Source organism: Streptomyces sp. 11x1 (assembly GCF_032598905.1).
Taxonomy (GTDB): Bacteria; Actinomycetota; Actinomycetes; order Streptomycetales; family Streptomycetaceae; genus Streptomyces.
Map to the genome: position 1 here is coordinate 693,523 of NZ_CP122458.1, position 14,107 is coordinate 707,629.

A 14,107-nucleotide genomic window follows, 5' to 3' on the forward strand; every position below is an offset into this window, starting at 1 on the left:
CGCATTCATGTCACTCGATGACGTCGGGCGACTTTCTCAACAGACGTGTTCAACAGACGTGTTCAATGGACGTGTTCAATGGACGTGTTCAATGGACGTGCTCGATAGACGTGTTCGATAGACGTGTCGATGAATAGGGTTCGGCCGAAGGGGCCCCGCGAGCAGCGATCCGAAGACGGAGGGAGGCAGGCCTCGGCGACGGCCGCTCACCATCGGCCGAGGCCTGCCGGACAGGGGAGGTCTCAGAGGGTCAGGGGACCAGGACCAGCCGGATGGGGTCTCCCACCTTCTTCTCCAGTCGGGCGACGGCATCCGCCGCGTCGGCCAGGGGGACGTGGTCGGTGATGGACGGAGCCAGGTCGAGGCGGCCGGTGGAGGCCAGTCGGACGAGGGCATCGACGTCCTCGGGCCGCGAGCCGTAGTGCCCCCGGACCTGCTGGCCGAAGTAGCAGAACCCGATGCTGTCCTGCACCGTCAGCGGTGCGGGCGTGAGCCCCGCGAGCACCATGACACCGCCGGGGCCGAGGACGGTGGCAGCCTGCTCACGCACCGCGGGGTGCCCCGCGAAGTCGAAGGCGACCTCGATCCCCTGGCCTCCGGTGGCCTCCGCCACGGCCTCGGCGAATCCCGGGTCGGAAGGGTCGAGGGCGACATCTGCCCCGAAGGACAGGGCGCGTTCGCGAGCGGCGGGCAGCGGGTCCACGGCGACGATCGGCGTCCCGCCGGCCAGCCGGGCGATGCGGATGCCGTGCGCCCCCAGCCCACCCGCACCCCAGATGCCCACGGACTGCGCAGGGCGGACCGCTCCCACGCCCACGATGGCGGCATAGGGCGTGGAGACGGCGTCCGGAATGATCGCCGCCTGGTCGAAGGGCAGGCTGTCGGGGATGGGGACGAGGGTGTCCTCGCGTGCCACCGCGTACTGCGCCCAGCCGCCGTGGTAGTCCACGCCCCGGGTGCTGGGCTGTGCGCACGACCGGCCCCGTGCACAGGAGCCGCACACCCCGCACGACTGGCCGGCCTGCAGCGCGACCCGCGTCCCGGGAACCCACTCTCCCCGGAGGCCCGGGCCGAGGGAGTGGATGACGCCGGCGACCTCGTGCCCGAGGGTGACCGCCCCGGCACGCACCACTTCCTCGACGGGGAAGTCGCTCTTGAGGCTGCCGTCGATCAGGTGCACGTCGGACAGGCACACTCCGGCGGCCTTGACCTCGATCAGCACCTCCCCCGGGCCGGGAACCGGAACGGGAACCTCTTCCACGGCGAAGGACTTGCTGTCCAGCCGAAGACGCCCGGCAAGCATGGTGCTCATTGATCTACCTCGGTTCTGTGAACGAGTGAACGGAACAAACCTGCGGAGGCGGCAGGAGAGCCGACCCGATGGCCCGTCGGTCCGGCACCGGAGAACGGTGATCGGCCACCGGGGAGCGGGTCACGGCGCCGCGGCCGACTCCGGAGTCCCGAAGGACGGCCGAGTGACGACGCCTCGGCAAGACGGCTCCCGCAGGGGCCCTCGAGAGCCCCGCTCCGGTGTCGCGCATAGCCCTCCCTACGTATCGCCGCGCCCACATGCCGCCTTGTTTCGCCTGCTGCACAGGGGCTCGAGAACCAAGATACACAGAACTTAGTCGCTCGACAATGTCGAGCGATTTAACCTAACGACAAGGTCGTTCGATCGAGGCGGTGAGCCAGCGACGACCAGGCGCCCGTGGTTGACGGCACAGTGAGCACCGCTCCGGGCTGCGGTCATACCGAGCGCCATGTCTGCGCTATGCATAGGGCGTTGGCACCCCATGGACCGACGACGGCTGGTCCGGCAGGTACGACGTTCCGGGGATCGACTCTTCCGGAACGGCGCCCGCCCGGCGTGAGGGCCGCGAGGCTGGAAGCATGGAGCGCCTCTGGCGACGGAGGTAACGACAGCATCGACAGCTGAGGTATCGAGGGCCCGGCGACTGATGTCGCGTCAGGTTGTGGACGTTCGTGAACTCGGATGCGGCGGGCCGTTGTTCTTGTCGTGCAAGACGATGTGCAGCTCGACGCCTGGTCCGCGGAACTGGTACTCGTGCGGGTCGGCCACCAGTCGGTCGGGGGGATCTGCGGCGGAGGATGAAGCCTGCGTGCACGGCCTGGTCGGTCCGGTGAGTCGGAAGAACAGCTGGCAGCGGAGACGCGGCTGGGGTGCCGAACTGCGCCGCGCCGCGCCGCGCTTCTGGGCCTGGACGACTGCGCCGTGGACGGGTCGCATGTCCGGGTCCTGAAAGGGGGATGTCGTCGGCCCCTCGCCCGTCGACCGTGCCCGTCCCGGCTCCAAACGCCATCTGGCCGTCGACCGCCACGGCACACCGCTCGCAGTCACGCCCACCGGTGGGAACTGACGTCACCCAGTTGCTGCCCCTGCTGGACGCCGTCCCAGCGATTCGGTGCCTGATCAAGGCGACCACGTGTTGCAACGACCCCCTGGAATCCGCCGTATGCCGGCCGGGGCTACGACTTACGACGCGCCGATCTACACCAAGGCCTGCTTGAACTGACCTGCAGCCTCATCTGCCTTCGCCGCCTTGGAAGTTCATTCTGAAAGATCAGCACGCTCTTCGGCAGCAGCAGCTTGGCTTCCTTGCCGGCTCTCCTCTGTGAGCACCCACAGGTGGTGTCCCAACTCCAGTCTCGTCTCCACCCGAGCCAGGCCCGTCCCCTCCTCCACTATCTGCCCCTCGTGGTGGCGGGTGAGGGTGCAGAGTCGGAAATCGCCGGGGACATAGTGCCCGACGACCGCCGTTCGCTCGCCCTGCGCGACCTGCGGGTAGTGCTGGAGGATCGGGGCATCGGGGTTGTCGATCGGCGTCAAGGACCAGCAGGGCCGGGAGCCGCCGTTCCACGAACAAGCGGGCCGCCGTCACCGCGTCGTCGTCCGCCGAGACCGCCGGATACGGCTCAGCCAGGTCACGTGCTCGCATGCGCCCTCTCCTCTCCTCGGCCGACACGAAGGGGAGCGGAGTAGCGGGTGGCGCTGCCTCGCGACTGCTTCAAGCAGTTTGAAGCACCGTTTTCAAGCAGTTTGAAGCACCGTTTCAGCCGCTTCCACCCCGCGACGACTCGCGTAGCGGCCTGACGAACTCCCGCTCGGCATCCGACAGTTCATGGCGGTGTGTCACGACACCATGGCCCACCAAACAAGATCATTCGAAGACACTGCCTGGTCCAGGGTCGACCTGTGCCACGCTGTAATCCGGGACGAACGGGGGCAGGCATGGCGAGGGACGCGTCCGACCCGGAGCGGAAAATCACCAGTAACGACCTGTCGGGGACCGTCCACGGGCCGGTTGTCCAAGCCGGCACGGTCGAAGGCGGCGTACACACGCACATCCACGAGTCGGGCCTGCCGCTGGCATCCGACGTCCACGCGTTCACTCCGGTGGCGAACCCACCACGGCCTCCCTCCGGTCGGCTGTGGGGCCGCGACGCCGATCTGGACGAAGTCGTCCGGCTGCTTGAGGCGCGCCCGGACGACGGCTTCGGCGTGGCGCTCGTCGGTATGCCTGGTGTGGGCAAGACCGAACTCGCCCTACACGCCGCCCGCGCGCTGCGAGAGCAGTATCCGATCACCTGGTGGGTCAGCGCGCAGGACGGTGTGGCCGTGACCCGGGGCCTCGCAGCCCTGGCCCATCATCTGCTGCCAGGACACCGGCACTGGCACACACCGGCGGATGCGGCCGCCTGGGCCATGGACTGGCTGCATCACCACGACGGCTGGCTGCTCGTCCTCGACGGTGTCGAGACGCCGAGTGACGTGACCGTCCTGCTGGCCCGGATCGATCGCGGGCCGGTGGTCGTGACCACGCGGTGGCACGTGGACTGGACGGAGTGCAGGCTGGCCGCAACGACCGTCGAGCCCCTGCCCACCCCCGTCGGGGCAGCATGGCTCTCCGGGCACACGGGCCTGGACGCCGACGACAGCGCCCACCGGCTGGCGGCAGACCTGGGAGGGCTCCCGCTCGCTCTCCAACAAGCCTCGGCCTACCTGCGCGCACAGGGGCTGTCCTACGAAAGCTATCAGCGGCTGCTCGACGCCGAGCCTGGCGAACTCCTCGACTCACCAGCATGGACGGACGTGTACCGCCGTAACACGGCGCGAAGCCTTCGCCTGAGTGTCGACGCCGTTGCTGCGCTACGGCCGAGCGCCGTCCGCCTCCTCAAGACGGCCTGCTGCTACGCGCCCGAGACCATACCGCTCGGCTTGCTGACGTCCGAACCTCTGACGTCGATACGCCAACGCTCCGACATCGAACTCCTGCGCTCCTATTCGTTGATCACGGCGGACTGCGGAAGCGTGAGCATCCACCAACTCCTGCGACGGCTGCTCCGGTCGGGCATGACGGTGGACAGCGGGGAAGCGGCCGTGGCCTGCGAGCTGCTCAGGTCCGCCCTCCCCGAGGATCCGTTCTCGACGGTCGCCGACTGGCCGCACTGGTTCCGCCTGATCTCGCACACCGAGGCCCTGGACGCCTTCGTCGACTCGATCGGTGGTGTGCCGGAGCAAGCGGTCGCCGACCTCGCGGGAGCACTGCACGGAGTGGGGACCTTCATGCTGGCCCAGGGGTGGACCGGCCAGGCCCGTGAGTCTCTGACGCGTGCCGCCGAACGGCGGACGACGGCACTGGGAGAAGGGCACGCCGACACCCTCGCCTCCCGCCATCGTCTGGGAGAGGCGCTCCGGGCTCTCGGCAGCCTCGAGGAGGCGCTCGCCGTCCACTCCGCCACGCTGGACGCCCGATCGAGGCTGCACGGCGCGCAGCACCGGCTCACCCTGCAGACACGGGAGGCGCTGGCCATCACCTACAAGGCCATGGGGCGCACCGACGAAGGCATCGTCCAGCACGAGGCCATCCTGCGTGATCGCGCCACGGCCCTCGGCAACGATCACACCGACGTGCTGTGGTCGATGCACAACCTCGCACTCACCTACAAGCATGCGGGCCGGCTCGACGAGGCGCTGGATCTGCACCAACGGGTCCTCGAACGCCGCACGGCCGTGCTGGGGCCGGACCACCCAGACACCTTGCGGTGCCTGCACAACATCGCCAACACCCACCACGATGCGCGACGCTACGAGGAAGCCATCGCTGCCCAGGAGCAGAGCGTCGCGGACCGCATACGTGTCCTGGGGCCGGAGCACCGTGACACTCTCCGGTCCCAGTCCAATCTGGCCGACTCGTATCTCGCCGCGGGCCGGGTGTCCGAAGCCGTCGCACTGCACGAGCGCACGCTCGCCCAGCGGGAGCGGGCGCTCGGACCGGAAGAACCGGACACCCGCCGGTCGCGTGAGCGACTCGAAGCCGCACGGGAACAGCAGCACCGTGCGCCGGGTCCCGACGGCTCCCCCTGAACGGTGTGGACCCGGCATACTTCCGCGGTCGCCGGATGGTGTCCGCAGAAGTATGCCGGGCCGGCGCACACCCGTCGGCACTGAGGTCGCCTTACGAGCTGGTGCGTGATAGCGAGTGAGGCCGCTCTGGCAGACCACAAACGCTGGCAGCAACTGATGCGCTTCACCCACCGCCGCGACCGCCTGCCCGACACCTACCGCGCGCCATCGCCGGCCTCGTCTCCGACCGCACGATCAGCATCTGAGAGCAGGCGACGACCAGGCCAAACACGTCCCACCCGCTATCACGCACCAACTCGTTGGACGTCATTTCACGAGGGTCACGCCGACACCGCAGTGTGAGTCGAACACAGCTGCGAGTAGCATGAGTTGACGGTTCGGTGGGGGCGTGCCCGGACCCTTATGATCTTCGGCATGACTGTGCAGAACGTTGACAGAACCCTCTCCCGTAAACAGCGGCTCCAGGAGAAGCAGCGCCGCCAGCTGTCGGTCGTCGACACCGTGGACAAGGCGGAGGGCAAGGTCCGCAAGGCGGAGGCCGAACTCGCCGTGGCCGTCACCGAGGCGGTGCAGGTGTTCGGGGACGAGCAGTCGGCGTCCGACGCGCTCGACATGTCGGTCGAGGCGATCCGGCGTTTTCTGCACATGGCCCGCAGCGAGGCGGACGACGCCGACACCCCGGCCGAGGCCGCCAAATCCTGAGCCCGCGTCGCCGTCAGGGCCTGCGCGGGCGCACCCTGACGTCGGTGCCGTTCACCCGGACGGTGACCCTGCCCCGGCTCCGCGCCCGGTCGGCCACGATCTCGTAGGACGTGACCTTGCCGTCGCGCCACTCGCAGCCGACCTCGTAACCGCCCCGGGCGCGCAGACCGGTGAAGGACCCCTCGGCCTTCCACGCGTCCGGCAGGGCGGGCAGCAGGTGAATGCTTCCGTCGTGGCTCTGCAGGAGCATCTCCGCGACGGCCCCCGAGATGCCGAAGTTGCCGTCCATCTGGAACGGCGGGTGGTTGCAGAACAGGTTGGGCAGCGTGTTGTAGCTCAGCAGGCCGCGCAGCATGATCCCGGCGCGGTGCCCGTCGCCGAGGCGGGCGAAGAGGGCCGCGCGCCACGGCCAGGTCCATGAGCGGCGGCTGTCGCCCGACACGGTCGCGGCCGTGAACGGGACCCCGTCCTTCTCTCCGCAGCGCGCCTTGAGGGAGACGAGTGCCGCGGCCGCGAAGGCGGGCGTGCTCGGGGTGATCTGGCGGCCCGGGTAGACCGCGAAGAGGTGAGAGGTGTGGCGGTGGATGTCGGTGGGGCTGTCGATGTCCTCCTGCCACTCCTGCAACTGCCCCCATCCGCCGACCTTGTTGGGCGCCAGACGGGCCTGCATGTCCGCGACCTCGGCCCGGTACTCGGGGTCCGCGTCGAGGACCGCCTCGCAGTCCAGGTAGTTCTGGAACAGGTCCCAGATGATCTGCTGGTCGTACATGACGCCGTCCTCGCGGGGCCCGTGCTCCGGGGACCAGCCGTTCGGCGCGACGAGGAGTCCGTCCGCGCGCTCCTTGAGGTGGTCCTCCCAGAACTCGCAGATCTCCTTGATCATCGGATGTGCGAGAGTACGGAGGTAGGTGAGGTCCTGGGTGAACGCCCAGTGTTCGTAGAGGTGTTGGGCGTACCAGGCACTCGCGACGGTGTTCCACTCCCAGGCGTTGCCACCGAAGACGCTCTGGCTGGTGCGGGCGGTCCAGCCCCGGGTGTCGGCACCGAAGGCGTTGCGGGTGGCCACCCGGCTGGGCACGGCCACCTGCTCGATGAACCCGACGAGCGCCTCGTGGCACTCCGGCAGGTTCGTCGTCTCCGCTCCCCAGTAGTTCATCTGGACATTGATGTTGGTGTGGTAGTCGGCGGCCCACGCCGGCTGGTTGCTGTCGTTCCACAGGCCCTGGAGGTTGGCGGGCAGGCCCTTCGGGCGGGAGGAACTGATCAGCAGGTAGCGGCCGTAGTCGAACATCGTCTGTTCGAGGCTCGGGTCCTCCTCGCCCGCGGCGTAGCGCGCCAGCCTGGCGTCGGTCGGCAGGGCCAGGACGGCCTCCTCGGAGGTGCCCCAGTCGACCGAGACGCGCTTCATGAGGGCGCGGGTGTCGGTGGTGTGCCGCTTGCGCAGTGCGGCGTAGGAACGGGCGGCGGCCTTGTCGAGCGCCCGGTCGACGGCTGCCTGTGGATCAGCTCCGCGCCACCCGGCAGCGGCGTCGAGCCGGTAGTCGGTGCGGGCGTCAAGGAGCAGGGTCAGCGTCGTGCAACCGCTGAACCGGAGGACCGACCCGTCGGCGCTGAAGTCTCCGTCGGTGTGCACGGCCCGGACGGTGCACGCGTGCTTGAGGCCGTTGCCCATGACGCCCTTGAAGGCGATCCGGCGGGCGCCGGCGTCCACGGTCGTCGGGGTCTGCTCCTGACCGGAGGTCAGCGAGAGCGCTCCGGAGAGTCCCTCGGGCGCCTCCGTCGTGTAGCGGAAGACCAAGACGTCGGCGGCGCGGCCGGCGAAGGCCTCCCGGACGACGCGCCGCCCCGGTGCGCCGAAGCCGGTGACGTGGACGCCGTCGACGAGGTCGAGGGCGCGCCGGTAGTCGACGACCGTGCGCCGGGTGCGGGTGTCGAAGTCCTCGCCCGCAAGGGCGATCTCGGCGATCCGGCAGGCGCCGGCGGATGCGTCGGGGGTCAGGGTGAGCCGGTAGACGCGGTAGGCCGTGGTGTTGGTGAACCGGTAGGTGCGCGTCTCGCCCCGGTCGGCGAACGGCCCGCCGGGCCGCCGCGTGTCGAGGGTGGCCCAGGTGCTCCCGTCCTTCGACGCCTCCAGCGTCCAGTGCCGCGGGTCCTCCTGGGGGCGGTCCGGGGCCGCCATGAGGGTGTACGAGGTGACGACGACCGCGCGGGGCAGGTCGGCCTGCCAGACCAGCGCGGGTGAGCTACCCGCGACCCGCCAGACCGTGGCCGGGTCGCCGTCCACGGAACGTGAGATGTCCGCGGACCGGGCGCCGGAGCCGGACCCGTGGGAGGACCCCTCGGTCTCCCCGCTCGGGGACGACAGGTACACCGCCCCGGACGCGCCGAGGTCGACACCGGTCAGGCCGATCTCGCCGACCTGGAAGTGGCTGACGCCGGCCTTGGGGACGAAGTCGAACCGGTAGAAGCGGTAGGCCACCGGGTTCGCGCAGGTGAACCACTTCGTCTGGAAGCGGCTCTCGAAGGGCGCCGCGAGTGTGCGGCTGTCCAGCACGGTCCAGGCGTCGCCGTCAGCGGAACCGGAGAGCGTCCACTCCTGCGGGTCGCGCTGCGGTACGTCGTGGGCACTCGTCAGCCGGTACGAGGGCACCTCCACGGGGGCGGGGAGCTCGACCTGCCACAGCACCTTCGCCCCGGGACTCTCGACGCACCACTTGGTGGCCGTCTCGCCGTCGTACGTCTTGTCGACGCCCTCGGACGGGGAGCTTCTGTACGGTCCGCCCGGAGCCGTGACCTCGGCCCGGGGCGCGCCGGCGAAGGTGATCACTAGGTCGCCGAAGTCCCGGTACGAGCCGAAGCCGTTCATGCCGGTGTCGAAGTCGCTGTCCGGTCTGCCGGCGAGGGCGTTGTCGTAGTCGTTCACCCCGCCCCACAGGCTCTGTTCGTTGAACTGGACGCGCTCCTCGTGGGGGTCGGCGAAGAGCATGGCGCCGAGCCGGCCGTTGCCGATCGGCAGGGCCTGCGCCTCCCAGTTCACGGCGGGGACGGTGTAGCTCAGGGCGTCCCGGGCGAGAGCCGGTCGGCGGACGGACTGCGTGTCGCGTGTCACGGTGGCGGGCTGTGCCGTGGCGGTGGTGCCCGTCAGTCCGGTGGCCAGAGGTGCGAACGCGAGGGCACCGCCGAACTTGAGAAGGCTTCGTCGCTGCGGTGGGGATGCATCGATCACGGTGAGATCTCCCGGCCCATTCATCGGCTCTTTCATGGAAGCTTCGGCGCCGCATCGACCTCGGTCGGGGCTCGATCATCGTTGCCGGAACATACATCGGATGTCTAGGGGTATGCGCCAACACCAGGGAGAGGGCAGCGGCACAATGACGCCATGTCACGCCAGATGGGCCCAACTGCCCGCCGTCATCGGATCCTTGGGCGTGCCAGGAGAGGACCACGTGAGCGAGGATCAGGCCGCCGACGTCGCGCGTGAGCGCCGGGACACCCCAGGCACCCCGGACACCCCAGGAACCCCGGACACCACGACGGCGCACAACGCCCGCGTCTGGAACTACTGGCAGGGCGGCACGGACCACTACGAGGTCGACCGGCAGGTCGGGGATCACGTCGCCGGGATGATCCCTGTCATCCGGGACATCGCCTTCGCCGACCGGCGGTTCCTGGTCCGCGCGGTGCGTCGGCTGACCCAGGAGCACGGGATACGCCAGTTCCTGGACGTCGGCACCGGACTGCCCGCGCTGGAGAACACCCACGAGATCGCGCAGCGAGTCGCCCCCTCGTCGAGGATCGTGTACGTCGACAACGACCCGCTGGTTCTCGCCCACGCCCGCACCCGGCTGACCAGCACCGAGGAAGGTGCCGCGGTCTACATCGACGCCGACGCCCATGACCCCGACACGATTTTGCGCATCGCCGGGGAGACACTCGACTTCGGCGAGCCCGTCGCGCTGATGCTGCTCGGCATCCTCAACTTCGTCCTCGACGACGCCGAGGCCCGCGCCATCGCCCGGCGGCTCCTCGAACCACTCGCCCCCGGCAGCTTCCTCGCGCTGACGCACCCCACGACCGAGCCCGAACTCGACGGCGACCTGCAGCTGGAGGCCATGGAGTTCTGGAACGCCCACGCCGAGCCACCGGTCACCGCCCGCGGCAGCGCGGAGATCGCCCGGTACTTCGACGCTCTCACCCTGCTGGAGCCGGGCCTCGTCCCCTGTTCGCTGTGGCGCCCCGACCCTGGTGACGAGCCCACGGTGGTACCGCAGTTGGGTGCGGTGGCGCGCAAGCCGTGACCCCCGCCGCCCGAGGTGTCAGGGCCGGGCGAGCCGACCAGGACGCCAGGGGCGAGTTCGACGACGTGGACGTTCATCCAGCCCGCTCATGTGCCGACTTCTGCCCTGACGCCGGCTCGCAGGTCGAGGCGGTGCTCGCCCGCGTACACGTTCATGGAGCCGCCGCGGAGGAAGCCGACGAGCGTCAGCCCGGTTTCCGTGGCGAGGTCCACCGCGAGGGAGGACGGCGCGGAGACGGACGCCAACATGGGGATGCCCGCCATGACGGCCTTCTGGGCGAGTTCGAAGGACGCCCGACCGGAAACCAGCAGGATGCTCCCGGACAGCGGCAGTCGACCGTACCGGAGGGCGCGGCCGACCAGCTTGTCGACGGCGTTGTGCCGGCCGACGTCCTCCCGCAGGTCAAGCAGCTCGCCGTCGAACGAGAACAGCCCGGCGGCGTGCAGACCGCCGGTCCGGTCGAACACCCGTTGCGCGGCCCGCAGTCGGTCGGGCAGGAGGGCCAGCAGTTCGGGGGTGACGCGGACCGGCGGCGTGTCGGTGAGGGGCCAGGCCGCGATGGTCCGTACGGCGTCGAGACTGGCCTTGCCGCACAGGCCGCACGAGGACGTGGTGTACACGTTGCGTTCCAGCGTGATGTCGGGCAGCAGCACGCCGGGGGCGAGCCGGACGTCGACGACGTTGTAGCTGTTCCGGCCGTCCTGGGTGGCGCCCGCGCAGTACACGATGTTCGCCACGTCCGAGGCCCGGCTCACCACGCCCTCACTCACCAGGAATCCGGCGGCGAGGGCGAAGTCGTCGCCAGGTGTGCGCATGGTGATGGCCAGAGGTCTGCCGTTCAGGCGGATCTCCATCGGCTCCTCGGCGACCAGGGTGTCGGGGCGGGTGCTCGGTACCCCGTCCCGGATCCGCAGCACGCGCCGCCGTTCGGTGACCCGTCCCATGGTCTCACTCCCAGTTCTGCCGTCGGGCCGCGGCCGCTGCGCCGCCGCGCTCAGCACTCGATGACGTTGACGGCGAGGCCGCCGCGGGCGGTCTCCTTGTACTTGACCTTCATGTCGGCGCCGGTCTCCTTCATGGTCTTGATGACCTTGTCGAGGGAAACGTGATGACGTCCGTCGCCGCGCATCGCCATACGGGCGGCGGTGACGGCCTTCACCGCCGCCATGCCGTTGCGTTCGATGCAGGGGATCTGGACGAGGCCGCCGACGGGGTCGCAGGTGAGGCCGAGGTTGTGTTCCATGCCGATCTCGGCGGCGTTCTCGACCTGTTCGGGGCTGCCGCCGAGGACTTCGGCGAGTCCTCCGGCCGCCATGGAGCAGGCGGAGCCGACCTCGCCCTGGCAGCCGACCTCGGCGCCGGAGATGGAGGCGTTCTCCTTGAAGAGGAGGCCGATGGCGCCGGCGGCGAGCAGGAAGCGGACGATGCCGTCGTCGTCGGCGCCTGGCACGAACTCCAGGAAGTAGTGGAGGACAGCGGGGATGATGCCGGCCGCGCCGTTCGTCGGCGCGGTGACGACCCGGCCGCCGGCGGCGTTCTCCTCGTTCACGGCCATCGCGTAGAGCGTGATCCACTCCATGGCGCGGGCCAGCGGGTCGCCCTCGCTGCGCAGGGCGCGCGCGGCCGCGGCGGCCCTGCGGCGCACCTTCAGACCGCCGGGGAGGATGCCCTCGCGGCCCAGGCCGCGTGCGATGCAGGCCTCCATGACCTGCCAGATCTCCAGCAGGCCCGCGCGGATCTCCTCCTCGGTGCGCCAGGCCTTCTCGTTCTCCAGCATCAGCGCGGAGATCGACAGGCCCGTCTCCCGGGTGAGCCGGAGCAGTTCGTCGCCGGTGCTGAACGGGTGGGGCAGCACGGTGTCGTCGAGTTTGATCCGGTCCGCGCCCGCGGCTTCCTCGTCGACCACGAAGCCACCGCCGACGGAGTAGTACGTCTTCTCCAGCAGGGGTGCGCCGTCGGCATCGTACGCGAAGAGGATCATGCCGTTGGCGTGGTACGGCAGTGACCGCCGACGGTGCAGGACCAGGTCCGCCGAGGTGTCGAAGCCGATCTCGTGCGCGGGGCCGATCTCGGCGCCGAGGAGACGCAGGCGCCCGGTGGCGCGGATCCGTTCGACGTCCAGGTCGGCCCCGGCGACGTCGACCGTGTGCGGCTCGTTGCCCTCCAGGCCGAGCAGCACCGCCTTGGGGGTGCCGTGGCCGTGGCCGGTGGCCCCGAGAGAACCGAACAACTCCGCCCGCACGGCGGCGGTCTGGGCCAGCGCTCCATCCTGCTTCAGCCGCCTGACGAACATCCCGGCGGCGCGCATCGGGCCCACGGTGTGCGAGCTGGACGGGCCGATGCCTATGGAGAACAGGTCGAAGACGCTGATTGCCACGCCACGCTCCGTGGGTTGGAGGGGGCGTGCCGATCGGTGCCGGCACGCCCGCTGCGGGAGGTTGTCTCTTACGGGCCGGGGTAGAGCGGGTGCTTGTCGGCGAGTGCCTTGACCCGGGTCTTGAGCGCCTCGGCGTCGTAGGCCGGCTTGAGCGCCTCGGCGATGACGTCGGCGACCTCGGTGAAGTCCTCGGCGGTGAAGCCGCGGGTGGCCAGCGCGGGCGTGCCGATGCGCAGGCCGGAGGTGACCATCGGCGGACGCGGGTCGTTGGGGACCGCGTTGCGGTTGACGGTGATGCCGACCTCGTGGAGGCGGTCCTCGGCCTGCTGCCCGTCCAGCTCGGAATGGCGCAGGTCGACCAGGATCAGATGCACGTCGGTGCCGCCGGAGAGCACGTCGACACCGGCCTCACGGGCGTCCGGGGCCGTCAGCCGCTCCGCCAGGATCCGCGCGCCCTCGACCGTGCGCCGCTGGCGCTCCTTGAACTCCTCCGACGCGGCGACCTTGAAGGACACCGCCTTCGCCGCGATGACGTGCTCCAGCGGGCCGCCCTGGAAACCGGGGAACACCGAGGAGTTCAGCTTCTTCGCGAACTCCTTCTTCGCCAGGATGATGCCGCCGCGCGGCCCGCCGAGCGTCTTGTGGGTCGTGGAGGTGACCACGTCGGCGTAGGGCACCGGGTTGGGGTGCAGCCCGGCCGCGACCAGACCCGCGAAGTGCGCCATGTCCACCCACAGACGGGCGCCGACCCCGTCGGCGATCCGGCGGAACTCCGCGAAGTCCAGCTGACGCGGGTACGCCGACCAGCCCGCGATGATCACCTTGGGCCGGTGCTCCTTGGCCAGGCGCTCCAGCTCCGCCATGTCGACCAGGCCGGTCGCGGTGTCCACGTGGTAGGCGACGACCTCGAACTGCTTGCCCGAGAAGTTCAGCCGCATGCCGTGGGTGAGGTGGCCGCCGTGCGCCAGGTCCAGCCCGAGGATGGTGTCGCCGGGCTGGGCGAGGGCGAACAGCGCGGCCTGGTTGGCGGAGGCGCCCGAGTGCGGCTGCACGTTGGCGTACTCGGCGCCGAACAGCTCCTTCACCCGGTCGATGGCGATCTGCTCGGCGACGTCGACATGCTCACAGCCGCCGTAGTAGCGGCGGCCCGGGTAGCCCTCGGCGTACTTGTTGGTCAGGACCGACCCCTGCGCCTCCATGACCGCCACCGGAGCGAAGTTCTCCGAGGCGATCATCTCCAGGGTGGACTGCTGACGGTGCAGCTCGGCGTCGACGGCGGCCGCGACCTCGGGGTCGAGGTCGTGCAGGGATTGGTTGAACGAGGTCATCGGCGGTCTCCTGTGC

General features: G+C 69.9%; 9 protein-coding genes and 1 pseudogene. 4 read left to right on the top strand and 6 right to left on the bottom strand.

Annotation, left to right across the window (positions count from 1 at the left end):
• Positions 1-250: 250 nt before the first annotated feature.
• The gene (locus P8T65_RS03460) at positions 251-1,312 is read right to left on the bottom strand and encodes a zinc-binding dehydrogenase (protein WP_316723924.1); all 1,062 of its coding nucleotides are present in this window, start codon (positions 1,310-1,312) and stop codon (positions 251-253) included.
• Positions 1,313-2,197: 885 nt separating this feature from the next.
• Here P8T65_RS03460 and P8T65_RS03465 point away from each other — a divergent pair.
• Positions 2,198-2,578: pseudogene (locus P8T65_RS03465) on the top strand (transposase); the annotation flags it as partial.
• On the opposite strand, the gene P8T65_RS03470 reads toward P8T65_RS03465, so the two are convergent.
• The gene (locus tag P8T65_RS03470) at positions 2,570-2,848 is read right to left on the bottom strand and encodes a hypothetical protein (RefSeq protein WP_316723925.1); all 279 of its coding nucleotides are present in this window, start codon (positions 2,846-2,848) and stop codon (positions 2,570-2,572) included. The pseudogene P8T65_RS03465 and the gene P8T65_RS03470 overlap by 9 nt on opposite strands.
• 402 nt (positions 2,849-3,250) lie before the next feature.
• On the opposite strand from P8T65_RS03470, the gene fxsT reads away from it, so the two are divergent.
• Together fxsT and P8T65_RS03485 are read left to right on the top strand one after the other, a co-directional pair.
• Positions 3,251-5,386 (top strand): FxSxx-COOH system tetratricopeptide repeat protein, encoded by a 2,136-nt coding sequence (gene fxsT / locus P8T65_RS03475; RefSeq protein ID WP_316723926.1) that lies wholly within the window; start codon positions 3,251-3,253, stop codon positions 5,384-5,386.
• Between the two features lie 414 nt (positions 5,387-5,800).
• The gene (locus P8T65_RS03485) at positions 5,801-6,088 is read left to right on the top strand and encodes a hypothetical protein (protein WP_230223369.1); all 288 of its coding nucleotides are present in this window, start codon (positions 5,801-5,803) and stop codon (positions 6,086-6,088) included.
• A gap of 13 nt (positions 6,089-6,101) precedes the next feature.
• On the opposite strand, the gene P8T65_RS03490 is transcribed toward P8T65_RS03485, so the two are convergent.
• A complete protein-coding gene (locus P8T65_RS03490; protein WP_316723927.1) occupies positions 6,102-9,314 on the bottom strand; it encodes a glycosyl hydrolase family 95 catalytic domain-containing protein in 3,213 nt (1,070 codons plus the stop codon).
• Between the two features lie 220 nt (positions 9,315-9,534).
• On the opposite strand from P8T65_RS03490, the gene P8T65_RS03495 reads away from it, so the two are divergent.
• Positions 9,535-10,386, top strand: a complete 852-nt coding sequence (locus P8T65_RS03495) for an SAM-dependent methyltransferase (protein WP_316723928.1) — start codon at positions 9,535-9,537, stop codon at positions 10,384-10,386.
• 86 nt (positions 10,387-10,472) lie between these two features.
• On the opposite strand, the gene fdhD is transcribed toward P8T65_RS03495, so the two are convergent.
• From fdhD to glyA, 3 genes are all read right to left on the bottom strand, one after another.
• Positions 10,473-11,330: a formate dehydrogenase accessory sulfurtransferase FdhD gene (fdhD, locus tag P8T65_RS03500; RefSeq protein WP_316723929.1), complete on the bottom strand. Its 858-nt coding sequence runs from the start codon at positions 11,328-11,330 to the stop codon at positions 10,473-10,475.
• 50 nt (positions 11,331-11,380) lie between these two features.
• Positions 11,381-12,763, bottom strand: coding sequence for an L-serine ammonia-lyase (locus P8T65_RS03505; RefSeq protein WP_316723930.1), 1,383 nt, complete (start codon positions 12,761-12,763; stop codon positions 11,381-11,383).
• A gap of 68 nt (positions 12,764-12,831) precedes the next feature.
• Positions 12,832-14,091 (bottom strand): serine hydroxymethyltransferase, encoded by a 1,260-nt coding sequence (glyA, locus tag P8T65_RS03510; RefSeq protein ID WP_316723931.1) that lies wholly within the window; start codon positions 14,089-14,091, stop codon positions 12,832-12,834.
• Positions 14,092-14,107 lie beyond the last annotated feature (16 nt).